At 60.6% G+C, this 23,659-nt stretch carries 20 protein-coding genes; 7 read left to right on the top strand and 13 right to left on the bottom strand.

The genetic code is table 11. From position 1 onward, the window contains the following. Positions 1-85: 85 nt before the first annotated feature. The 8 genes from LRO94_RS19985 to puuE form a co-directional block, all read right to left on the bottom strand. Positions 86-871, bottom strand: coding sequence for an outer membrane protein OmpK (locus tag LRO94_RS19985; RefSeq protein WP_032887994.1), 786 nt, complete (start codon positions 869-871; stop codon positions 86-88). Further along, positions 868-1,263: a hypothetical protein gene (locus LRO94_RS19980; RefSeq protein ID WP_179178640.1), complete on the bottom strand. Its 396-nt coding sequence runs from the start codon at positions 1,261-1,263 to the stop codon at positions 868-870. The genes LRO94_RS19985 and LRO94_RS19980 overlap by 4 nt, the downstream gene beginning before the upstream one ends. A 47-nt stretch (positions 1,264-1,310) precedes the next feature. Continuing rightward, positions 1,311-2,657 (bottom strand): nucleobase:cation symporter-2 family protein, encoded by a 1,347-nt coding sequence (locus LRO94_RS19975; protein WP_179178641.1) that lies wholly within the window; start codon positions 2,655-2,657, stop codon positions 1,311-1,313. Between the two features lie 176 nt (positions 2,658-2,833). Further along, the gene (locus tag LRO94_RS19970) at positions 2,834-4,117 is read right to left on the bottom strand and encodes a urate hydroxylase PuuD (protein WP_032887999.1); all 1,284 of its coding nucleotides are present in this window, start codon (positions 4,115-4,117) and stop codon (positions 2,834-2,836) included. 51 nt (positions 4,118-4,168) lie between these two features. Next, complete coding sequence (locus LRO94_RS19965; RefSeq protein WP_027603915.1) at positions 4,169-4,672, bottom strand: ureidoglycolate lyase; 504 nt, start codon at positions 4,670-4,672, stop codon at positions 4,169-4,171. Between the two features lie 225 nt (positions 4,673-4,897). Then, positions 4,898-5,893, bottom strand: coding sequence for an allantoicase (gene alc / locus LRO94_RS19960; protein WP_179178642.1), 996 nt, complete (start codon positions 5,891-5,893; stop codon positions 4,898-4,900). A gap of 41 nt (positions 5,894-5,934) precedes the next feature. Further along, a complete protein-coding gene (uraD, locus tag LRO94_RS19955; RefSeq protein WP_032888003.1) occupies positions 5,935-6,450 on the bottom strand; it encodes a 2-oxo-4-hydroxy-4-carboxy-5-ureidoimidazoline decarboxylase in 516 nt (171 codons plus the stop codon). Next, entirely contained in the window at positions 6,447-7,373 is a 927-nt protein-coding gene (gene puuE, locus LRO94_RS19950) for an allantoinase PuuE (RefSeq protein WP_179178643.1), read from the bottom strand. The genes uraD and puuE overlap by 4 nt, the downstream gene beginning before the upstream one ends. Before the next feature lie 381 nt (positions 7,374-7,754). Here puuE and uraH point away from each other — a divergent pair, with 381 nt between their 5' ends. Then, positions 7,755-8,108 (top strand): hydroxyisourate hydrolase, encoded by a 354-nt coding sequence (gene uraH / locus LRO94_RS19945; RefSeq protein WP_032888007.1) that lies wholly within the window; start codon positions 7,755-7,757, stop codon positions 8,106-8,108. Positions 8,109-8,262: 154 nt separating this feature from the next. After that, a complete protein-coding gene (locus tag LRO94_RS19940) occupies positions 8,263-13,440 on the top strand; it encodes a dermonecrotic toxin domain-containing protein (RefSeq protein ID WP_179178644.1) in 5,178 nt (1,725 codons plus the stop codon). On the opposite strand, the gene LRO94_RS19935 is transcribed toward LRO94_RS19940, so the two are convergent. From LRO94_RS19935 to LRO94_RS19925, 3 genes are all read right to left on the bottom strand, one after another. After that, positions 13,415-14,056 (bottom strand): LysE family translocator, encoded by a 642-nt coding sequence (locus LRO94_RS19935; protein WP_032888012.1) that lies wholly within the window; start codon positions 14,054-14,056, stop codon positions 13,415-13,417. The genes LRO94_RS19940 and LRO94_RS19935 overlap by 26 nt on opposite strands. A gap of 13 nt (positions 14,057-14,069) precedes the next feature. Continuing rightward, positions 14,070-15,416, bottom strand: a complete 1,347-nt coding sequence (locus LRO94_RS19930) for an NCS2 family permease (RefSeq protein ID WP_032888014.1) — start codon at positions 15,414-15,416, stop codon at positions 14,070-14,072. A gap of 237 nt (positions 15,417-15,653) precedes the next feature. Beyond that, on the bottom strand, positions 15,654-16,088 hold the full coding sequence (locus LRO94_RS19925; RefSeq protein WP_032888098.1) for a MarR family winged helix-turn-helix transcriptional regulator: 435 nt from the start codon (positions 16,086-16,088) through the stop codon (positions 15,654-15,656). Between the two features lie 82 nt (positions 16,089-16,170). Between LRO94_RS19925 and LRO94_RS19920 the strand changes: the two genes are divergently transcribed. Together LRO94_RS19920 and LRO94_RS19915 are read left to right on the top strand one after the other, a co-directional pair. Continuing rightward, a complete protein-coding gene (locus LRO94_RS19920) occupies positions 16,171-17,337 on the top strand; it encodes an aminotransferase-like domain-containing protein (RefSeq protein ID WP_179178645.1) in 1,167 nt (388 codons plus the stop codon). 10 nt (positions 17,338-17,347) lie between these two features. After that, on the top strand, positions 17,348-17,950 hold the full coding sequence (locus LRO94_RS19915; protein WP_032888018.1) for a glutathione S-transferase family protein: 603 nt from the start codon (positions 17,348-17,350) through the stop codon (positions 17,948-17,950). Here the strand turns inward: LRO94_RS19915 and idi are convergent. Both idi and LRO94_RS19905 read right to left on the bottom strand, forming a co-directional pair. Beyond that, positions 17,925-19,529, bottom strand: coding sequence for an isopentenyl-diphosphate Delta-isomerase (gene idi, locus LRO94_RS19910; protein ID WP_233896880.1), 1,605 nt, complete (start codon positions 19,527-19,529; stop codon positions 17,925-17,927). The genes LRO94_RS19915 and idi overlap by 26 nt on opposite strands. A 100-nt stretch (positions 19,530-19,629) precedes the next feature. Then, positions 19,630-20,514, bottom strand: coding sequence for a LysR family transcriptional regulator (locus LRO94_RS19905; RefSeq protein WP_032888020.1), 885 nt, complete (start codon positions 20,512-20,514; stop codon positions 19,630-19,632). Between the two features lie 125 nt (positions 20,515-20,639). Here LRO94_RS19905 and LRO94_RS19900 point away from each other — a divergent pair, with 125 nt between their 5' ends. The 3 genes from LRO94_RS19900 to LRO94_RS19890 are packed head-to-tail and all read left to right on the top strand — an operon-like array spanning position 20,640 to position 23,576. Then, a complete protein-coding gene (locus LRO94_RS19900; protein WP_179178646.1) occupies positions 20,640-21,932 on the top strand; it encodes a CitMHS family transporter in 1,293 nt (430 codons plus the stop codon). A gap of 1 nt (position 21,933) precedes the next feature. After that, positions 21,934-23,259: an acyclic terpene utilization AtuA family protein gene (locus LRO94_RS19895; protein ID WP_179178647.1), complete on the top strand. Its 1,326-nt coding sequence runs from the start codon at positions 21,934-21,936 to the stop codon at positions 23,257-23,259. Further along, positions 23,256-23,576, top strand: coding sequence for an AtuA-related protein (locus LRO94_RS19890; protein ID WP_032888025.1), 321 nt, complete (start codon positions 23,256-23,258; stop codon positions 23,574-23,576). The genes LRO94_RS19895 and LRO94_RS19890 overlap by 4 nt, the downstream gene beginning before the upstream one ends. Positions 23,577-23,659: the final 83 nt, after the last annotated feature.

Raw genomic sequence — 23,659 nt, 5'->3', positions numbered from 1 at the left:
TAGCAGTGTGTCAGTCAACAAATAGAGTGACTGACACTTCGCTATCGGGAGCAAGCCCCCTCCCACATTTGTATTGCATTGGCTTTTAGAAGTGATACTTGACCAGGAAGCTCGCCGTGTCCTGGGTGGTCTTGAATGCACCCGAATCTTCGATCCCGTACTTGTTCTTCCAGTAGTCGTACTCAAAACCCACATACAACTGCTTATCGCCCCAATGCAGCGCTTTACCCAGGTCGTATTTAACCTGCGGGTTGAAGTGCAGGTTGGCGTGGTAAGTGCCACGGGCGTTTTTGTCGTTATCCACCACCCAATCCATGAAGCCGTCGATCAGGATGTCGGAGCTGCCGACGGGAATGGTGTAGGCCCACACCGGGGTGATCTGCCAAACGCCATCACCCGCGCGATTGCCTTCGGTCTGGCGCTGATAGAAGTTCAGTTGGAAGTAGTCGAAACCAGGGATGTTCAAGTCGAACGCCGGGCCGAGCAGGTACGACTCGTTATCGCCTTCGCCGAACTCGTAAGTGAAGGCCAGCAGCACATCCTTGATCGGGCCGAAGGACAGGTCTTTGTCGAGGATTTTACCGAATGACAACCGTGGGCTGATCTCGCCGTAGTAGGTGCTTGGGCCGACGTTGCCGTCTTCCTTGCCGTTGTAGAAGATGCGGTCGACGAACACAAAGTTGTCGCCGTACTTCCACGCGTCGGCGTGTTCGAAGGTGACGGTTTGCTGGATCTGCGGGTTGACGGTAAAGCTCTTGCCCCACAGGTACGTCAGGCTGTTGTTCTGCCACTGCAACAAGTCACCGGCCACGGCCTGACCACCCGCAAGCAGGGATCCTGCCAGCATCAGGCCTTTGAACATAGGTTTCATTCGGTTGCTCCCGAGTTAAGGTTTTGTGGTTTTTCTTCTACGCAGGCGCTCTGGTGTGGCGCCTTTTGGTTCGCTGCAAAAATCGTCTGTTTGGTCAGCTTTAGTGCTTTTAGCAAGAGCTGCGCCAAGGTGTTTGAAACGCCAAAAAATCCCCATCGGCTGCAACAAATGCAGTCGAATACAGAGGCGTTTTGTGCACCGTGGCAGCAGACATTAGGCCGGGATAAGTTGGCCTTGCAGTCAGCTTTTACATTCGCTGTTTTTTTTTGAGTCGATTCGAGCGGGCGCGGAGAATACTGGCTCCCAACCCTTGGCTCAAGTGCGCTCTTACAGAGCGTGTCGGGCATAAATGGGGCACGGCTGATGGCCGCCCCCAGGTGGAGGGTGTGCATGGTGGGGTTCCTTGTTCGTTATTGTTTTTGTTGTTGTAACGAAGGAATCAATGCGTATGAGCGACGGCAGGGCGTTCTGAACCGCCGAGGATGTTGAACAGGATATTCAGTGACAACGCGCTGAGGGTGGCCATGGCGATGCCACTGTGGGTAATCGGGCTCATCCACAACGGCAGTTGGGCGAAGAACTCCGGGCGCACCACGGGGATCAGGCCCATGCCGATGCTCACCGCTACCAGCAACTGGTTACGGCGGTCGGCGATGTCAGCTTCCTGAAGGATCTTGATGCCGGTGGCTGCGACCATGCCGAACATGGCAATCGCCGCACCGCCGAGCACTGCCGGTGGAATCGATGCCACCAGGTACGCCGCTTTGGGCAACAGGCTGAGCACAATCAGGAACGCGCCGGCCATGATCGTCACCGAGCGGCAACGCACGCCGGTCATCTGCACCAGGCCGATGTTCTGGGCGAATGAGGAGTGGGTAAAGGTGTTGAAGAACCCGGCGAAGAACGACGCGCCGGCATCACACAGCAAGCCCCGACGCAGCATCTTGGGGGACACTTCCTGACCGGTGATCTTGCCCAGGGCGAGGAACATCCCGGTGGATTCGACAAAGATAATCACCACGACCAGGCACATCGACAGGATCGGTGCCAACTCGAACTTCGGCATGCCGAAGTGCAGCGGTGTCACCACCTGCACCCACGGCGCCTGGGCCAGGCCGCTGAGGTCGACCATGCCAATGATGCCGCACAAGCCGTAGCCAAGCCCCATACCGATCAGCACCGAAATGTTCACCCAGAAACCGCGCATGAAGCGGTTGATCAGCAGGATGGTAGCCAGTACCAGCGCGGCAATCGCCAGGTAGATCGGCGAGCCAAATGTGGCTGCCGCGCTGCCGCCGCCGGCCCAGTTCACGGCCACGGGGAATAGCGAAAGGCCGATGGCGGTGATCACGGTGCCAGTCACCAACGGAGGGAAAAAGCGCACCACCTTGGACATGAAGGGCGCAATGATTATCCCGAAGAACCCGGCCGCGATGGTCGCGCCGAAGATACCCTGCAAGCCGATACCCGGCATGCCGGCCATGGCGACCATGCTGCCGACGGCGGCAAAACTGGCGCCCATCATCACCGGCATACGAATGCCCACCGGGCCGATGCCGAATGACTGGATCATGGTGGCGATACCGGCCACCAGCAGGTCGGCATTGATCAGGAAAGCGATTTCTTCACGGCTCAAGCCCGCGGCCTGGCCAATGATGAGGGGTACGGCGACGGCGCCGCCGTACATCAGCAAGACGTGTTGCAGGCCTACCAGAATCAGTTGCAAGAGGGGCAGCCGCTCCATGGCAGGGGCGGCAGGAATCTGCGGTTCGACTAACTCGGTCATGCAACACCTCGGATCTTTTTTATTTTTGTGTTGTGTGGAACGCAATCTCTAAATCACTACAAGTCCCCTGTGGGATGGGGGCTTGCCCCCGATTGCGGTGGTTCAGTCACTGATGTTTTGAATGACACACGGCTATCGGGGCCGAGCCCCTCCCACATTGGAACTGTGTGAATCTGTCAGTTGGTACGCGCCCCCTGGTTGATCCACGTGCCAATCAAATCCCGCTCCTGCTGGGTCATCTGGGTGATGTTGCCCAGCGGCATGATCTGGCTCGCCACGGCCTGCGCCTGAATGCGTGCTGCCTGTTGCTGGATCTGCGCCGGGGTATCGAACATCACCCCAGCCGGAGCGGTGCTGAACAGCGGGCTGGTGGGCTTGGCCGAATGGCACACGGCGCAACGCTCCTGGATCACCCCATGCACCTTGTCGAAATCAATCGTCGCCTGGGCGGGTGCCGGCTCGGCGGCGGGAGCTGCTGGAGCCGCGGGTTTCAAACCACCACCCAACGCCGTTTCAGGCAGTGGCTGGTATTCGATGGCCGCAGGTGCCTTGGCAATCGGCTCTGCCGGTTTTGGCCCCGTGACGTATGCCAGGCTGATCATCGCCAACGCGCCGACCGGTAAGGTCCATGCATACTTCTGGCTGTTGTGACGGGTGTTGAAGTAGTGCCGTACCAACACCGCCGCCACCGCGATACCCGCCAGGATCAGCCAGTTGTATTGGCTGCCGTAGGTGCTCGGGAAGTGGTTGCTGATCATGATGAACAGCACCGGCAAGGTGAAGTAGTTGTTATGGCGCGAACGCAGCAATCCCTTGGCCGGCAGGGCCGGATCCGGTGTGCGGTTCTCAGCGATGGCCGCCACCAGCGCGCGCTGCGCCGGCATGATGATGCGGAACACGTTGCCCACCATGATGGTGCCGATCACCGCACCGACGTGCAGGTAGGCGCCACGGCCGCTGAACACTTTGCTGAAGCCATAGGCCGCCGCAATCAACAGCACAAACAGGATGAAACCGAGCAGGGCAGGGCGTTTGCCCAGGGCCGAGTCGCAGAGGAAGGAGTAGATGAACCAGCCGGCGAACAGTGAGCCAATGCCCAGCAATACGCCTTCGGTGCCGCTGAGGCTACTGCCAGGTGCGAGCAGGTACAGCGTCGGGTTGAGGTAGAACACGACGCACAGCAGCGCGACGCCCGACATCCAGGTGAAATAGGCTTCCCATTTGAACCAGTGCAGGTTGTCCGGCATGGTCGGCGGGGCCAGTTTGTATTTTTCCAGGTGGTAGATACCGCCACCGTGGATCGCCCACAAGTCACCGGCGAGGCCGCTCTTGGGGTTGACGCGGTTGAGGTTGTTTTCCAGCCAGACAAAGTAGAACGAAGCGCCGATCCAGGCGACGCCAGTGATCATGTGAACCCAGCGCACGCTAAGGTTCAGCCATTCCAACAGATGTGCTTCCACAGTCTTTACCTCTCGCCTGTCACCCTTGTTGTCGGGTGATCCGGCCTTCTCTTATTGGTGGGGGGCGAGGATCAACCGCTCATCCTCTTTGAAAAAATGCTCATCGCAGTTATTGCCTGTGCCACTGCGATCAACCACCAGGAAGTCATCCCGCTTTTCGATCGTCAGCACCGGGTGGTGCCAGACGCCGCGATGGTAATTAATGCCCTGCCTGCCGTTGGTGACGAAGGCGCGGACCAAGCCCGATACAGGTGCATCGCCAAGTGGCGCGACCACGATCAGAAAGGGGTTGCCGAGCAGCGGTATAAAAGCCTGGCTGCCCAGCGGGTGTCTTTCCAGCATGCACACGGTCAGCGGCATATCCAGCGCGTCGGCGCGGAAGATGCTGATGATGGCGTTGTCTTCAGGCTGTGCGGTTTCTACCGTTGCCAGCTTGTGAAAGCGCATGGTCGACCCGTTGTTGATCATGAAGTGATCGCTGCCGTCGGTTTCGATAACGTCTCCGAAGGGGGCGAAGGCTTCTTTGGTCAGGGGTTCGATCATCAGTGTGCGCATGGCTGTCTTCTTATCCGGATTCTGTGTTGGTTATGCGGTTGCTTGTGGGTGTGATGAACGTGTGTGGTGAGCGGGCTTACCCCGCGCTGGGCTGCGAAGCGGCCCCAACAAGATCACTGCGTTTCTTCTGTGAAAACGCGGTGTCTGCATCCAGGGTCGCTTCGCGCCCCAACGCGGGGCAAGCCCGCTCACCACAACAAGCTACTTTGCCACAGGATTCAGCGTTTACTTGGCGACTTTACCCAGTACACGCAGGCGGCTCACGCCCCCATCCGGGAACACGTTCAGGCGGATGTGAGTGATCGGGCCCAGTGCCTTGATCTGCTCGGCGAAGGTGTGTTCGGCGTGCATTTCCAACTTTTGCGCCGGTAGCAGTTCGCGCCAGAACAGCGATTGGGTTTCGATCTGGCTGTCGGTGCCGCCTTTCACGAAGGCGCCTTGGATCGAGCAGGTGTCCGGGTAGTTGCCCTTGAAGTGCAGGGTGTCGACGATGATCTTCTCGATCTCGCCCGGGTGGCCCAATGCGACGATCACCCAGTCATTGCCTGGTGTACGACGACGAGCGGTTTCCCAGCCATCGCCCATGTTGATGCCACGACCTGGGTTGAGAATGTTGCTCATGCGGCCGAAGTGTTCATCGGAGCACGCCAGTGCGCGGCCGCCGTTCAGGGCAGACGCCAGGTCGACCTGTTCGTTGTCGCCCACCGACGACCAGTCGCGGAACGGAATACCGTACACACGCAGACGGGCTACGCCGCCGTCCGGGTAGATGTTGAAACGCAGGTGGCTGAATGCCTGATCGTTGCTGATCTCGTGGTAGTGGTGGCTGTTGCCTTGCAACTCGACGGCCGACAGCACTTCGGTCCACTGGGTGTTGTCATCCGGGTCGCCCGAGGCCAGGAAGCAGGCTTCCAGGGACGCCGACGGCGGGAAGTTGCCGGTGAAGAATGAAGTGTCGATGTCCAAGCCCTTGATCGAACCCGGTACGCCCAGGCGGATCACTGCGCTGTCGTAGCCTTCGAAGCGCTTGCGGCGTGACTCCCAGCCGTCCATCCACTTGCCGTTGTCATCGAAAACGCCCTCCTTCCACACGGCCGGGGTCGGCTGGAACAGGCGGTTGGCGTCAGCGAACCAGTCATCGGTCACCGAAAGGATCTTGGTGCCCAGACGGGCGTCGGCCAGGTTGACGAACTTCTCGAAAGGTACGGCGTAAGCTTTCATTCTTCTTGTCTGCCTTATATAGAGTGGCTGGGGATGGTCGTTTAGAGGGTCAGTAAACGGAACAACGCGATCTTGTTGATCTCGGCCAGGGCGCATTTGAATTCGGCGTCCGCCGAGTTGTGAATGCGCGTCTCGAATGCGGCCAGGATCTGATGCCGGTTGCTGCCTTTTACCGCCATGATGAAGGGAAACTTGAACGTGGCTTTGTAGGCATCGTTCAGCTCGGTGAAGCGCGAGAACTCTTCGGCCGTGCATTGGTGAATCCCCGCGCCAGCTTGCTCATCAGTGCTGGCTTGGGTGAGTTGGCCCTGGACGGCAGCTTTGCCGGCCAGGTCCGGGTGGGCGTTGATCAGGGCCAGTTGACTGGTGTGATCAGCGCTCAACAGGATGTCGCTCATGCGCTGGTGCAGGGTTTCGATCTGGTCGATCGAAGGGTCCTGGCCCAGGTCGAAGGCCTTTTCGGCCACCCATGGCGAGTGTTCGTAGATATCGGCAAAGGCGGCGACAAACTCATCGCGGCTCAAGGTCGATGGCTTCAGGGTCTTGAATGCAGTCATTTGGCCGCTCCCGTGTACGGGTGGGTTTCATGCCAGTGACGGGCGATATCGACGCGGCGGGTGAACCACACGTGTTCATGGCCCTTGGCGTATTCGATAAAGCGCTTCAGCGCAGCCAGGCGCGCCGGGCGGCCAATCAAACGGCAATGCAGGCCGATGGACAACATCTTCGGCGCCTCGGCGCCTTCGGCGTACAGCACGTCGAACGCATCCTTCAGGTATTCGAAAAAGTCATCGCCCTTGTTGAAACCTTGCACCTGGGTGAAGCGCATGTCGTTGGTGTCCAAGGTGTAGGGGATCACCAGGTGCGGCTTGCCGGTGGAGTTGTTGGGTTCCCAGTAGGGCAGGTCGTCGTCGTAGGTGTCGCAGTCGTACAGGAAACCGCCTTCTTCCATCACCAGGCGACGGGTGTTCGGGCCGGTGCGGCCGGTGTACCAGCCCAGCGGGCGTTCGCCGGTCAGTTCGGTAAGGATGCGGATGGCTTCGAGCATATGCTCGCGCTCTTGGGCCTCGTCCATGTATTGGTAGTCGATCCAGCGGTAGCCGTGGCTGCAGATCTCATGGCCGGCCTCGACCATGGCGCGAATCACGTCCGGGTGGCGTTGGGCGGCCATGGCCACGGCGAAGATGGTCAGCGGGATATCGAATTCTTTGAACAGCTTGAGGATGCGCCACACGCCGGCACGGCTGCCGTATTCGTACAGCGACTCCATGCTCATGTTGCGTGCGCCTTGCAGCGGTTGGGCCGAGACCATTTCCGATAGGAAGGCTTCGGACTCTTTGTCGCCGTGCAAAATATTGCGCTCGCCGCCTTCTTCGTAATTGAGTACGAAAGACAACGCGATGCGTGCCTTGCCCGGCCAGTGGGGGTGAGGAGGGTTACTGCCGTAACCGATCAGGTCGCGTGGGTAGTCAGCGCTCACTGCAGTCTTCCTTCTTGTTCGTGGTAGCAAGTGCGTGGCGACCGGCAGAAAAACCTGGTGGCGTCACAGCGATGAGCTGATTGTATACAACTTGATGATCACTTTGTAAGCCTGTATTTCTGCATTTTTTCCAGGCGGTCGCCGCCGATTAGCTTTGCAAGAAACTTGCCTGGTTGGTCAGTAAATGGATGAAAGGGCGTTTAAAAGCAAGGCTTGCTGTGAATTTGCAGTGAGGATAGCTGCGCGAAGTGGTGAGTAAAACTTTGTAATTTTTATTGTGTACAATTTTTATTAAAAGTGTCTTAATCAGCGCATCGCCGGATTTTGCATGCCCTGTAAAGGTGCGGCCTATTTTCACTCTACTCAAGGGAGCTCCGTTCCATGGGACGACTGACCACACACGTACTCGATGCCGCCCACGGCTGCCCCGGCAGCGCCATCCAGGTTGAACTGTACCGCGTCGAAGGCACGCAGTTGGAGCTGGTCGCCAGCGCCCTGACCAACAGCGACGGTCGTTGCGATGCACCGCTGCTGCAAGGCGATGACTACCGCACGGGTGTTTACCAGCTGCAATTCAGCGCCGGCGATTACTACCGTGCCCGTGGCGTGCAGTTGCCGGAGCCGGCCTTCCTTGATGTCGTCGTACTGCGTTTTGGTATCAGTGCCGAACAGGATCACTACCACGTGCCTCTGCTGATTTCGCCTTACAGCTACTCTACCTATCGCGGTAGCTGAGTCGTCACCTCGCTTCACACCCCCAAAGCTCTTCGTTGGTTTCGCCCGCGCACACTGCGGGCTTTTTTTTGCGCGCAGAAACGTTCAATTATCTAGCGCCTTATTGGCGTGATTGCTCAATAGGCTAGGTGTTTTCCTCGACGAAGACACTGCCGTGACCTCACTTACCGACCCTGATGACGACGCGCTACAGGCCCTGCGTACCCAGCTCACGCTGCGTATCAACAGCAGCCTCCATCCCAGTCGCCTGGTCAATCGACTCGCGCTGGCGGACTTGGGCTGCGCCGAAGCGGCGACTACCCTCAGCCGTCTGATCAGCGCTGCGCCCCGGGTGCTGCGGGTGGTTCGTGCCGAGCTGCGCAAAGCATTCGAACTGGACCCGGATCGCCTGCTCTTTACCGAACCCAAGCCGCCCGCCGCCGCGCAGAAAACCGACAGCCTGACCGACCGCGCCTTGCGCCTGATGGTGTTGCCGTCGGTGTCGATCAACCTCAATCAGTTCACCGCCCTGAGCGACAAGGACGACCCGAACCGCCGCTTCACGTTCACGCCCCTGGAGGCGCTGCGCCGGGTGATCGCCCTCAACCTGTTTGACCGGCTCGCCCAGGCGCACAACGGTTATTGGCAGGGGGTGGCTGCCGGCACCTGGCTGACGCGTCAGGAGCGATGGGTGCAGGTGCATCAGCAACTGTTCGCCCACCAGGCCTTCATCGCCCGTCAATTGGACGAGCTGTCGAGCGCCGGGCGGGTCATGGTCCAGGCGTTGGTGGATGCGCCGACGGTGGAGGCGCGCCAGCGTGCGGGCGAGCGTTGGGCCAGTGTGCAGGCGTGCGAGTTGATGTGGCCTGGCGCCGGGCCGCGGTTGATGCCGATCCCTGGCGCCCTGCATATTTATCGTGAGGGCGACCCGATGGGCATGCCCCATGTGATGTATCTGCCGGGCGTGCAGCGCAACTTTTATGAGTACCCCTCGTTCGACCAATTGCAGTGCGCCCTGGTGGCGCTGATCAACGGCGCGCTGTTCGACGACCTGTGGCAATGCCTGCCCCTGCGACGTCGGCACGAGGTGTGTGAGCCGGCCTCGACCGCTGCCGCGGGTCGCGGCGTAAGGTTGTCGGGCGATGCATTGGCCTACAGCGCGCAGGCGGTACTGGACGCGCAATGGGAAAACGAACTGGCCTGCGCTGTGTCGATCAACCTCAAACAGGTGTTTTCCGCCACGCCCCAGCCTGCGGTGACGAACGCCACACGCTTTCTCGCCTACATTGAACGGGCACGCCGGCACTGGGTCGGTAAACCACGGCTGGAGCGGTTGCGCCGTGAGCTGCTGGATTGGGACCAGCATCGACGACGCCAGGAAATCATCTTCGCCAGCACCGCGTCGGGCCTGGCGATCAACACGGCACTGCGCCAGGTCAAGCGTTACGAAAAGGGCCTGATGGCGCTGCTCGATCACAGCGACCCGGTGGTGGACACGCCAGCCTGGCTGGAATATGTGGCGCTTGAAGCACAACTCAAGGCCCACGAGGACACCCTGGCCGCACAGGTGCAGGACGCGCAACTGCGGCTGTTCGAGGCGGCGTACTGGGGGGAACGCCCCAGCGGCCAACTCAAGCGCGCGAGCGCTTATATCCTCGGCCTGAAGGACCTGTTGCGCGTTGAAGTTCAACTGCAGCACCGGCTCAAGCGTCTGCGCGCGTCCCATCGGGACCTGCTGCTCGAAGTATTGGATGCACCGCTGGCCAGCAAGCGCGAGGGCAGTCTTACCCGTGTGCTGTCGGTGCGGGTGGGCGATGACTGGCCGCTGCACAGCGTGTTTGCGGTTACGCGCCAGGCTGCGCTGGATGCTCCCGAGCGGCGAGAACCGGTGGTGTTGTGTGCACTCGGGCGCGAGGGCGGTGTGGCTGGGTTTTCCTGCCTGGGGGAGTTGTCCCGGAGTGTTGAGGCCAGCCTCGGCAGTCGCGATACGTCGCTGTTATGGGGTTACGTCGAGCGGCAGCAGCGTCAAGCCGTGCGCGCACGAGTTGCCGCGCGCATGCTGAAAGTGAGCTATCACGCCATCGACGGCAACCCCCTGCTGCTGGCACTCAAAAGGCTGCTCAAGAGCTATGTTCTGCTGCAGCACAGCGAGAATATTTTCAATGGAATTGAAGACCCTCAACTCAGCCGCCAATTGCTGGCGGTCGAGCTGCATGAGCACCTGCTTGCCCCGGCCAACCAAGCGTTGATCCAAGCACGCGACCATGTTGATCTGGTCCGCAAAGCCGCAGAAGCGAAAAAAAAGCTGCCATCGTGGCTGACTGACGCGACGGCGGCGCAGGTCAACCGCTTCAAGCGTGTGCAAGGTCGTTACCTGAGCAGCGTATTTGCCTATGAAGAGCGCCTCCAGCAGCGCTTGCCCGATGTGCACGCTTTTGCCCGCGACCTGCTGATCGCGCGTTTGCGGGAAGACGGCCTGTACCCGGAGTTGAACATCGACACGCCATTTATCGAAATGCCCGATCAGGTCGATGGCAGGTTTTGTGGCTGGGAAAGCACCTGCACGGTGGGCGATCGCAACGAAGCCCTTACTCCCAGCGCGACGCGCACGCAGTTCAGTCTGCTGCAACTGGCGCTGCACAACCTGGACCCGAAGATGCGGCCCACCTATTGGCGCTTCCGGCACGCCACCTATCTGCAACCGGCATGGAAGCAACGCCTGAGCGTCAGCTACTTGGTCAATATGGTGTCCTCGCTGGACATCGGCGGCCAGTACGAGGCGTTGATCCAGCGCACGTTCCACTCGCCTGATCCGCGTGAGCACGGGCGCGTCCCGCCACTGTTGAGGCGCGCGTTGGGGGCGGGTATCGACGCCGACCGCTATTCGGCGCTCAGGCAGGGGGTAAGCGAGCAGGGGCTGAGTCTGTTCAATACGGCGATCGGCGCCCGCGCCCCCGAAGATCTGCGCAGAAACGGCCATCACGTGCAGCTCTATGTGGTGCATCTGGCCGGCCACACCCTCCTGCATGATCGCTACATCGCCGGGATCGTGGTCATCCATGACCAGATTTCCCAGGCCTGTGTGGTGTATTGGCCCACCGCGCCGCAGGCAGGCAGCCTTAGCGAATATGCCAGCCTGCAATTGGCGCGCGAGCATCTCAATGGCATGAGTTCGTTGCCCGCGAATGTCACGGCGTTGGCCCGGCACGTCGCGCCCGGTTGGGCGTTCGAAGCGATCGACCACCACGGCCGCAAACCGAGCAAGGGGTCACGGTTACCCGGCCCGTTGGATTTCGTGCCGACTTTCGTCATGTTGCAAGGGCTGTGGCACGTCGCCGAGTTCGTGCGTTCATTCAAGGTCAGGCACCTGGAACCCACGGCGCTTGTCGAGCTGATTGAGCAACAAATCCGTGAGCAGATCGACAGTGATCAGACGAACTGGCTGGTACTGGTGCCGACTGCACACTGGGACGCTCGCGCCCTGTTGTATCAGGCGCGGGTGCTTGAGCAGCAGCGCCGGGCGCAGGCCATCAGCAACTCCGGCAAGACCTTGGAGAAACACCGAGAGCAGCGACTGGAGGAGCGCAGCGATAGCCGTCGGCGTGCCTTGTTGTCGCTTGCCGTGCCGTTCTTCGGCCTGGGTAACCAGTTGTATGAATTGCTGCTGATGTCGCGGCGTTATCACCGCGAGGGCGACCCTCGGGACGCGGTGGCGGTGGCATTTGGTGCGGTGTTCCTGGCAGTTGACCTGCTGCTGACCTTTGTCCCTGGGCCCAAACTCAAACCGGGGAACCTGGCCCGTCCGGGGCTGCGCTCGATAGGCACGGGTCTGCACCGCCTGCATCGCGCAGCGTTCTCGGAGTTTGGCCAGGTCGCGCACGTGCCCAAGTTGCCCGGCGCGGGTACGGCGCTCAAACCCCTGGAACGCTTTCGCGTCCAGGGCCTGCCCCAAGGCGCGATCGCCTTGAAGGGGGCGGGTGAAAAAGGTGTCTACGTGAAGCGCGGCGAGCATTTCGTGGTGGACGGAACGCATCACTACCCGGTGTACCGCCGCGAGGGTGAAGGTTTTTTCCGCCTGAAGAGCAAGGACGCGGCGGGGCAGGATGAATTAATCCTGACGCTGCACGAACCCGGCGAGTGGCTGCTGGGGGCGGACGCGCCGGTCGCCGGTCCGAGCTCGGCAGTACTCAACCCGTGGCGCGCGGCTGCTACGCAGTCGGATTGGCAACCACCGGTGGTACCCACTGCGACCCGGGAACGGATTCACCGCTCAAGCGTGGCGTCCCGTCATTGGTTCGATTGGCGCCTGCATGGCGCCGATGATGTGGGCGTCGGGTCCTCGGTGAACGGCGTGTTTCATGTGCACATGGATCCTCCGGGATTCCCTTACGATGCCATCTATGTCGGGAGCCGCTATGACACGCCGACGCAATCGGCTATTGGCTACTACCGGTTGTTGCATCAGGGTGAGCACGTGCCCGTGAGCGACATGGCCTTTATTTCCAGGAACGAGCCGCTGGTGTCCAGGGCTCGCGTTGATATCGAACACTGGACCAGCAGCGGCCTTGATGAACAGCCGATTCCTGTGTCGCGTACGTCAACGGGCGAATGGCAGCTGCATGCGCCGCTGTTCGATGGGCCATTGGAGCCGTCGGTCGAAAGGGCGTTCCCGACGCTGACGAGCAGCAGCCGAACCTTTGCGGTGGCAAGGCTGATCGAGTTGGCGGACTCATCCCGTTCAGTCACCGCCAGCCATCTGCTTAACGTGCGCGCAACGCTGGACAGCTGGTTAACCCCAAGCCCCGTGCAACTTGGCCAGACCGATGACCTGCTGCGCATGTTGCGACCCACCGAACGGTACGGCGGCTATACCTATATCGGTTTCGAAGGCCGGGCGCCGGGCTTCACACGCGTTGACTTCACGCCCACCATCGCGCTTGACGAGGTGCTCAAGGCCGGCGGCGCGCAGCATTCGGCTCAGAGGCAGATTGCCCAGGGCGCAGCCACCCGCGCGACGCTGGAGCAGCAGGGCTTCAGGGTGCAGGAGTGGAGTGTAAAGCGCGGCACGGTCCGCAGTCCCGAGTGGCTGGTGACCCACCCCCAGTCAAACGCGCTGTACTACATCACCTTCCAGTGGTTGGATCGCGGCAGCATCTTGCTCAGGTCAAAGCTCACCCACGCATGGTTCAATCAAGCCATCAAACAACATCGGACTTCCGCCATGGCCGCGTCGGTCCGGGAGGCGCTGAGCGAACAGCGCCTCGTGCGGATGATGGCCGGCATTCAATGGCCGAGGCATGGCAATCGCCCGCCCACGGTGTATTTCGTCAAAGTGAGCCCGCGCGAGCGTTGACCAGTGAAATAACGCCGGCACCACCGAACAGGCTCGCGCTGATGCGGTTGAACCAGCTCTGGCCCGCGCCGCTGCGCAGGTACCGCGCGGCGCCATGGGCGCCGAGGCCGTAGGCGAGCTTGCAGGCCAGGTCGAGCAGAGTCCACGTGGCGATCATGATCAGCAGTTGCGGGAGGAAGGCGTGCTGGCTGCTGAGAAATTGCGGCAGGAAGGCGGCGAAAAACAGGATGTCCTTGGGGTTGCTGGCCCCGAGCACAAAGGCCCGGCCAAACAGCGCGCGAAAGCGCGGCACTGGCGCAGCCTGGGGCACTGTCGCGCCCTGGGAAGGCTGGCGCGATTGCTGCCAGCTCTGCCACGCCAGGTAGAACAGGTACAGCGCGCCGACGATCTTCAGCGCGTTGAACACCTTTTCCGACGCAAGCAGCAATGCGCCCAGGCCCAGCGCCGAAGCGCTCAGCAGACAGATCGAGGCAAACACCCCGCCCAGAAACGCCGGGTACGAGCGGCGCAGGCCGTAGTTGAGGCTGTTGCTGATCATCAGCAACGACAGCGGCCCCGGGATCAGGATCACTACCAGCGCAGCGCCGCTGAACAGCAGCCAGGTTTCCAGACTCATTGCTTGCTCCTTGTTATAGAAAGACGAACTTGGCGATAAAAATCACGCACAGCACCCAAAGGCTGGCGGAAATCTCGCGGTATTTTCCGGTGCCGGCCTTGAGCGCCACGTAGGTGATAAAGCCCAAGGCGATGCCGTCGGCCACCGAAAATGTCAGCGGCATCATGATCGCGGTGACGATCGCCGGAATGCTGTCGGTGGCCTCATCCCAATTGATGTGCGCCATGCTCGCCATCATCAGCATCGCCACGTAGATCAGCGCACCGGCGGTGGCGTAGGCCGGGATCATACCGGCCAGCGGCGCGAAGAACATCGCCGCCACGAAGAGGACGCCCACGGTCACGGCAGTCAGCCCGGTTCGACCACCTGCGGCCACCCCGGCGGCGCTTTCCACGTAGCTGGTTACCGGTGGCACACCGACCATGGCGCCGAACACGCTGGAGGCGCTGTCGGCCTTGAGGGCGCGGGACAGATTGTCGATCTTGCCGTCAGCCTTCACCAGCCCGGCCCGTTGCGCAACGCCCATCAGCGTGCCGGCGGTGTCGAACATGTGCACAAACAGGAAGGCGAACACCACGCTGATCATGCTCACATTGAACACACCCTTGATGTCCATCGCCATCCAGGTCGGCGCCAGGCTCGGCGGGGTGGAGAGGATGCCGTTGTAGTGCACCAGGCCCAGTCCCCAGCCGGCCAGGGTTACGGCGATGATGCTGATGAGGATCGCGCCGAACACACGGTGGTAACTGAGGATCGCGATGAGCAGGAAACACACGGCCGCCAACAGCGGCGCCGGCTCATGCAGCGAGCCGAGCTTGATCAGCGTGGCCGGGCTTTCGACGATGATGCCTGCGGTTTTCAGGCCGATCACACCGAGAAACAGGCCGACCCCGGCGCCCATGGCATGGCGCAGGCTGACCGGGATGCTGTTGAGCAGCCATTCCCGCACGCGTGAGAGGGTCAGGCCCATAAACAGCACCCCGGAAATAAACACCGCACCCAGCGCGGTTTCCCAGGTGTAGCCCATAGTGCCGACCACGGTGTAGGTGAAAAACGCATTCAAACCCATGCCGGGCGCCAGCCCAACCGGCCAGTTGGCGTACAGGCCCATCAGCAGGCAACCGAGTGCGGCGGCGATGCAGGTAGCAACGAACGCCGCGCCGTGATCGATGCCGGCGTCGGCCATGATGTTGGGGTTGACGAAGATGATGTAGGCCATGGTGATGAAGGTGGTGAGGCCGGCGATCAGCTCGGTCTTCACTGTGGTGCCATGCAGGCGCAGCTTGAACAGGCGTTCCAGCCAGCCGTTCGATGAGGGGGCAAGGTCCAGCGTCGGGGCTTCGGATTTGCGGCTATCCACAGCGAGTACTCCTCAAGAGTTTTATTGTTATTTCCAGCGCCGGTCACATGAGTGGGCAACAGCGCTTTGAGGTACTGGCGGGCTTTGTTGACCAATAGGTCAAGAACTCGCACGAAGCGAATTATGCTTTTGTATACAAAGAAAGCAAATAATGTTTTCTATTTTGTGTGCGAAAGAGATGAAAGGCAACTCGTGAGGCAAGCGGGCTCGCCACAACCGGCCTGTTCGCCACAGGGATTACGGCTGACCAGACAGTGCCTGGTTCACCGCCAACCATCCATTTACAGCCTCTTCCCCGGCTTCATTGAACGCTCGTTGCAACAGCTTCACCTGTTCACGGCGCAATGACTGCTCAAAACGCAGCCCTTCCTCGGTCAATTCCAGCAAGCGTTTGCGCTTGTCGGTCTCGGACGCGACGCTGTCGACCAAGTGCATTTCCTGCAATTGGCGCAGCGGAATGTTCAGCGCCTGTTTGCTCACACCGAGCAACTCCAGCAGCTCTTTCACGCTCAAGGCCGGGTAGCGCGAGATAAAAAACACGATGCGCTGGTGCACTCGACTCAGGCCTCGACGTTCGAGCATTTCGTCGGCCTTGGCGGTAAATGCCTGGTAGCCGAAGAAGAACGCTTCCATGGCCTGTTGCTGGCTGTTTTGGTTTTTAAGGTCAAGCATGTTGACGTATCCGCTCAAGCTGTCGTAATTTCGGTCAACCAGTTTGACGTATTTCCCACAGCCTTCGCTAGCGGTGACCTCCATGGCCTTCTCCGAACGTGTTACGCGCCTTAAAAGCTCCTTGATCCGTGAAATCCTCGCCGCAGCCCAGCGTCCGGAAGTGATGTCGTTCGCCGGTGGCCTGCCGGCCGAAGCCATGCTGCCTGCGCTGAACTGGGATGACATGCCGCTCAATATCGGCCAATACGGCATGAGCGAAGGCGAACCACACTTACGTGAATTACTGGCCGCCGAGGCGCGGGCACTGGGCGTGCCGTGCGAGGCCAGCCAGGTCATGGTGGTCAGTGGCTCCCAGCAAACCCTGGATCTGGCGGCCAAGCTGTATATCGACAAAGGCACGCAGGTTCTGCTGGAAGGCCCGACGTACCTCGCGGCGTTGCAGATCTTCCAACTGTTCGGCGCCGAATGCCTCACTGTCCAGTTGGAAGCCGACGGGCCGAACCTCAGCGCATTGCGCGCCAGCCTCGAACGCCATCGCCCGGCGTTTATCTACCTGATCCCCACGTTCCAGAACCCGTCGGCCGTGCGCTACAGCGAGGCCAAGCGCGAGGCGGTCGCCGCGTTGCTCGATGAGTTCGGTGTGACCCTGATCGAAGACGAGCCTTATCGCGAACTGACCTTCGACGGCGGCAGTGCGCGCCCCATCGTCAGTCGCCTGCAAAAGGCCAGTTGGATCTACACCGGCACCGTGTCCAAAACATTGTTGCCTGGCCTGCGGGTCGGCTACCTGATCGCCAGCCCGGACTTGTTCCCGCACCTGCTCAAGCTCAAGCAATCGGCGGACCTGCACACCAACCGCGTCGGCCAATGGCAGGCGATGCAATGGATCGGCAGCGAAAAATACCAACAACACCTGGTGGAGCTGCGCAGTTTTTACCGCCAGCGCCGCGATGCATTCCAGGCCGCGCTGGAGCGCCATTTTGGCGATCTTGCCGACTGGCAAGTGCCTCAGGGCGGATTATTCTTCTGGCTGACCTTGAAACAGCCGCTGGATACCCGCACCTTATTGGCCCAAGCGCTGGGCCAGAACGTTGCGTTCATGCCCGGTGAACCGTTCTTTTCCGAGCCGGACCAACACCTCGGCTCGTTGCGACTCAACTTCAGCCATATCGACCCGGCCCGCCTGGACGAAGGTCTCAAGCGCCTGGCCGCGGTGGTCCGTCAAGCACAGCACGCGCAAGCGGCATAAGGGGAGCCCCATGTATAAGGTTTATGGCGATTACAAGTCGGGCAACTGCTACAAGATCAAACTGATGCTTAACCTCTTGGGCGTCCCGTACCAATGGGTGGATGTGGACATCCTCAAGGGTGACACCGAAACCCCCGAATTCCTGGCCAAGAACCCCAACGGCAAAATCCCCGTGCTGGAACTGGAAGACGGTACTTGCTTGTGGGAATCCAACGCGATCCTCAACTTCCTCGCCGACGGCAGCGAGTTCTTGCCGATCGAACCGCGTTTGCGCACGCAAGTGTTGCAATGGCAGTTCTTCGAGCAGTACAGCCACGAGCCCTACATTGCGGTAGCGCGGTTTATTCAGCTTTACCTGAACATGCCAGAGGATCGCCTTGAGGAATACAAAACCACCCACAAAGGCGGCTACAAGGCATTGCGGGTGATGGAGCGTCAGCTGCAAACCACACCCTATCTGGTGGGCGAGCAGTATTCGATTGCCGATATCGCGCTGTATGCCTACACCCATGTGGCCCATGAAGGTGGTTTTGATTTAGCGCCGTACCCGGCTGTGCAGGCCTGGTTGAAGCGCGTGGCCAGCCATCCTAAGCACGTGGCAATGCTGGACTGACAGGCAATGGATTTGGGGGCGATGGCTGCTCGGGCGCAAGCGCGGTGAAAGGCAATTGGCGCGCAGCGAGTGTGTAAAGCCATCGCAGGCCTGTGTCAGAGCGCTGGGATAATCGAGTCAGGCCCATGATCCAGGCCACTTCTGCGCGGGATACCTTCGAGGGGGCCTCCGGGTGTGCCTGGACGTTGCGCAGTGTCAGCAACGCCAGGCCGATGGTCCAGACCATGAACCGACGAATACCTGGATGCCTGGCTGGGATCAGCAACGCGAACTGCAGCGCTCGCTGTAAGTGAGCGTTGGCGGTGCCAACCATTTGCCCTACAACTTGGACATGCTTGGGATCACGGGCTCCGGCCTGCAAAACGCAAAGCTGCAGATGATATTCGGCCAGTAGATCCTGCGGCAGCCAACAAACTCCCCGGGAACGATCCTCCCACTGATCCTTGAGAATATTGGTCAACTGCAACCCGGTGCCGAATGAGCGTGCCAGGTGTTTCAGGGTTTCGCGTTGCGTTGACAGTTGCGGCTCAAAGTCGATGAAAAACTCGGTTAGTGTTTCCCCGACAACGCCCGCTACGTAATAGCAGTAGCGGTCCAACTCCGTGCGTGTAGCCAATCCCTGTAGACCGGCCTTGTCCTGAAACTCGGCCATCCCTGCGGTCATTATGTTCAGGCAATCAAGGATCGCCCTTCGCTTGGCCGGATTGAGCGTGTCGTTAACGGCCAATATCAAAGGCATATGTCTGATCAGCTCGCGCTCGGCTGCAAGGGTTCGCTCCGTCAGGTGCTGAGTCAATTCATCGCTCAAGCATTTTGCGTCCCCCTGGCCACTGATCACCTCAAAATACCGACGTTGGTAATAGCGTTTTTGAGCGGACGTGAGACCGGGTTCGTCTTCTATCGTGTCTGCCATTCGGCACAGCAGATAGGCATTAGCTACTGCCGGGCGAAGTTCGGCCGGCAATTGAGGAATGGTCAAAGCAAACGTGCGCGATACCTGGGGAAGGATTTCATCCTGGTACGCGAGAGGCGCGTGGGGATTTTCCATCATGGCCTGCAGTCGCCAGTCTTCCAGCCGACAGGCCGGGTGAGCGAGGATGACGTTGAACCAGGCGGTCAACGCTTCGGGCGCGGTGTCGACCCACTGCTGCAAGGCCGGGATTTCTATCCAGCGCCATTCAGAGGCCTCGGTTGGGTTGGCCTGCGGTTCGCCATCAAACGTGCCGATATAAATATGATCGAACTCATGCTCGATCAATTTCCCTGGGACGCGGGCCTGGTAGGTCAGCGTCATGACCTCACGCAAAGGGCAGGCCAAACCCATCTCTTCACCGAGCCGTCGATGGGCGGCGTGTTCAGTCTCTTCGCCGGGGCGCGGATGCCCGCAGCACGTATTCGTCCATAGGTTCGCGGAGTGATATTTGCCGGCAGCGCGCCGTTGCAGGAGCAGCCGACCTTTGTGGTCGAATATGAAAATGGAAAACGCTCGGTGCAGCAGCCCTTCACGGTGCACCTGCAGCTTTAAACCAGTACCGATTTGACGATCGTTCCCGTCCACCAGTATCAGTGTTTCTTCCATGTCTTAAATCTCGTGTTGTGCGCCGGTGGGGGGCCGATTCAGTTTGCTGAAACGCGCCAGTGCCGGCAGGGAAAATACACGCCATAGCCGTGATAGTGCATCAGCCGGGCAGTGTCTGGCTCAGGAGCTCAAAACACCGCTGCGCCGCCGGGCTCAGCCCCATCCCGCTTCGACTGATCAACCCGATCTCCCTGTTCACTCCGGGATGATCGATGTTGATGCGTTTCAACCCTTCCAGACTGTCCGCCGCCGACTCCGGCAGCACACTGATTCCCAGCCCCTGGCGCACCAACGCCAGCACCGTCGACATGTAGTTGGCCTCCATGCCGGCGTTCAGCGTCAGCCGTGTTTCATCAAACAGCGCATCCACGTGCTCGCGCACACTGCTGTCGCGCCCGGTGAGGATGATCGGCTGGTCTGCCAATTGCTCCAGGGTCAGCTGGCGATGGTGGGCGAGGGGGTGATCCAGCGGTACAAACGCACACAACCGATCATTCAGCACCGGCAGAAAATCCAGTCCATGGCTGAGTCGTGCACGTACGCCGATGCCAAAATCCACTTCCCCTGCGCGCACCTGGGCATGAATGCGGTGGGCGACCAGGTCATGCAACCGTACTTCGATGCCGGCGAAGCGTTCGCGAAACAGGCGCAAGGCCGGCGGCAGGGCGCCAGCGCACACTGAGGGCAGGGCGGCGATGGTGACCACCCCTCGGCGCAGGGCGGCGAGGTCGCGCGAGCCGGTGACAATGTTGTCCAGGTCCAGCAGCAATTTTTCCATGGGGCCACGCGCCTCCTGGCCGGCAGCGGTGATGCTGACATGGCGCGGGCTGCGGTCGAGCAGGGTGACACCCAGCCAATCTTCCAATTGCTGAACTTGAACCGTGAGTGCCGAAGGCGACAGATGCAGCTCATTGGCCGCCTTGGTAAAGCTGCCGGTACGGGCGACTGCGAGGAAGGCTTGAATATGCTGGATGCTATTTTTCATAGGCGCGGCTTCATTTTGTTTTTCCGAACATACGGTGGTGAATATTCCAATTTACAAAGAGTAACGCGCTTCCAATACTCCAGGGAAAACAATAACCGGCCAAAAAGGCCGCTCTGGAGTAACCCATGCTCGCAACCCTGGGTGTCATTACCATCCTGTGCCTGCTCGCTGCCGTCATGAGCAAACGCCTCTCACCACTGGTGGCCCTGATCGCCTTGCCGATCATCGCCGCGCTGCTCGGCGGGTTCGGCCTGCAAACCAGTGCCTTCATCATTACGGGGATCAAGAACGTCGCCCCGGTGGTGGGCATGTTTGTGTTTGCGATTCTATTTTTCGGGATCATGACCGATGCCGGCATGCTCGACCCCATCATTGATCGCATCCTGCGTACGGTCGGGACGCGTCCAACACGCATCGTCGTCGGTACCGCGACCCTGGCCCTGCTGGTGCATCTGGACGGTTCCGGCGCGGTAACGTTTTTGGTCACGGTGCCCGCGATGCTGCCGCTGTACACGCGGCTGGGGATCGACAAACGCATCCTCGCCTGTGTGTGCGCTATGGCCGCCGGCGTCAACTTTTTGCCCTGGACCGGCCCGGTGCTGCGCTCTTCGGCAGCGTTGCATGTGCCCGTGGCGGACCTGTTCCAGCCGCTGATCCCGGTGCAGATCGTCGGCCTGATCTTTGTTTTCGCCTGTGCCTGGTGGCTCGGCCAGCGTGAAGAAAAACGCCTGGGCCTGGGCGTTGGCTCCAGCGTGGATGCGATGCCGCAACGGGTGCTCAGCGACGACGACATCAAGCTGCGTCGGCCGCGCCTGTTCTGGGTCAACCTGATCCTCACTGTGCTGGTGATGGTGGTGATGATTGCCGGTTGGGTCGACCCGGTGGTGATGTTCATGCTCGGCACCGTGGTGGCGCTGTGCATCAACTACCCGAATGTCGACGCCCAGCGCGCCCGCATCGACGCCCATGCGAAAACCGCCCTGACCATGGCCAGCATCCTGCTCGCCGCCGGGGTGTTCACCGGCATCATGCAAGGCACTGGCATGCTCAAGGCGATTGCCGAAGTGGCGGTGTCGCAGATTCCGGCCGGCCACGGAAAGCTGATCCCGGCAGTCGTGGGCTTTCTGTCGATGCCGCTGAGCATGTTGTTTGACCCCGATTCCTACTATTTCGGCGTGATGCCGGTGATCGCCGAAGTCGGCAAGGCCTTGGGCGTCGACCCGCTGCAAGTGGCCCAAGCCTCGTTGCTGGGCGTGCACACCACCGGTTTCCCGGTCAGCCCGTTGACCCCTGCGACCTTCCTGTTGGTGGGCCTGTGCAAGATCGAACTGGCCGATCACCAGCGCTTTACCATCCCTTTTCTGTTTGCCGCGTCAGTGTTGATGACCCTGACTGCGTTGCTCCTGGGAGTGATCTGAGATGAAAACCTTGCGTATCGGTTCCGGCGCCGGCTACTCCGGCGACCGTATCGAACCTGCCGTGGAACTGGCCGAACACGGTGACCTGGATTACCTCGTGTTCGAATGCCTGGCCGAACGCACCATCGCCTTGGCGCAACAGGCCCGTATCAGCGATCCACAGGGTGGCTACGATCCGTTGCTGAGTGAGCGCATGCGCCGCGTGTTGCCGTTTGTTGGAAGGCAGACCGCGCGTCGTCGCTTGCGCGTGATCACCAATATGGGCGCGGCCAACCCGGTGTCGGCGGCGCTTGAAGTGCGGCGGATTGCCAGTGAATTGGGGTTGAGCCTCAACGTTGTAGCTGTGGTGGGTGACGACGTGCTGTCAGTGTTGCAGCCCGATCACGTGCTCGATAACGGACAGACCGTTGGCTCACTGGGTGAGCGGTTGATTTCCGCGAATGCCTACCTGGGTGTCGACGGCATTATCGATGCGTTGCACGCCGAGGCGGACGTGGTGATTACCGGGCGCGTGGCAGATCCGTCGTTGTTCCTGGCCCCGCAGATGTTTGAGTTCGGTTGGGCGGCGGACGATTGGCTGCGCTTGGGCCGTGGCACATTGGTCGGGCATTTGCTGGAGTGTGCAGGGCAGGTCAGCGGTGGTTATTTTGCCGATCCTGGTTTCAAGGATGTGGACGATTTGGCGCGCCTGGGTTTCCCGTTGGCCGAGATCGATGCCGACGGTGAGGCCGTGATCACCAAGGTTGCGGGCTCCGGGGGGCGGGTCAGCCGCGCGACGTGTACCGAACAACTGATCTACGAAGTGCATGATCCGGCGGCGTACCTGACGCCGGACGTGACGGCGGATTTTTCCCAGGTGGGGTTCGTCGAAGAGGGGGTTGATCGCGTGCGTGCCCAAGGGGCCAATGGCCGTGCGCGACCCGAGCAACTGAAGGTCAGCGTCGGTTATCTCGACGGCTGGATCGGTGAGGGGCAGATGTCCTACGGCGGCCCGGGTGCAGTCGCACGGGCGCAACTGGCGCGGGATGTCGTACTCAAGCGTTTGGAACTGATGGGTGTGAAGATGCAAGACCTACGCGTCGAACTGATTGGCATGGACTCGCTCCACGGTCCACGCAGCAGCGTAGAGCCCTGGGAAGTGCGCCTGCGCGTGGCGGCGCGTTGTGAAGACCGAGGGGACGCGGTGCGCGTCGGTAATGAAGTGGAAACCCTTTACACCAACGGCCCGTCCGGCGGCGGCGGTGCCAGTAAAAGCGTACGGCAAGTGGTGGCAGTGGCCTCGTTGCTACTGCCCCGAGACGCGGTCAGCCCGAGGATCGAAGCATGAAACTGCACACGCTGGCCCATTCCCGCACCGGGGATAAGGGCGACACCTCAAACGTCTCAATCATTGCCTATCGCGCCGAGGATTATCCGTTGCTGCGTGAGCAGCTCACGGCCGAGCGTGTGGCTGCGTACTTCGCCGGGCTGTTGGAGCCGGGTGCGGCACCGGTTCGACGCTATGAATTGCCGAACGTGCAGGCGTTGAACTTTGTGCTGCCGGGGATTCTGCGTGGCGGGGTGACTCGCTCGCTGGCGCTGGATGCACACGGCAAGTGCCTGGGCTCGGCGCTGCTGGATCTGGAATTGATAACACTGGACTGAATGTGGGAGGGGGCTTGCCCCCCGATAGCGGAGTGTCAGCCGGCTAATCCAGTGACTGACACTCCCTCATCGGGGGCAAGCCC

Origin of the sequence: Pseudomonas sivasensis (assembly GCF_021391435.1) — a bacterium.
Lineage (GTDB): Bacteria > Pseudomonadota > Gammaproteobacteria > Pseudomonadales > Pseudomonadaceae > Aquipseudomonas > Aquipseudomonas sivasensis.
Note: the sequence above shows the minus strand (reverse complement) of the source record. Positions and strands in the feature narration are given on the sequence as shown.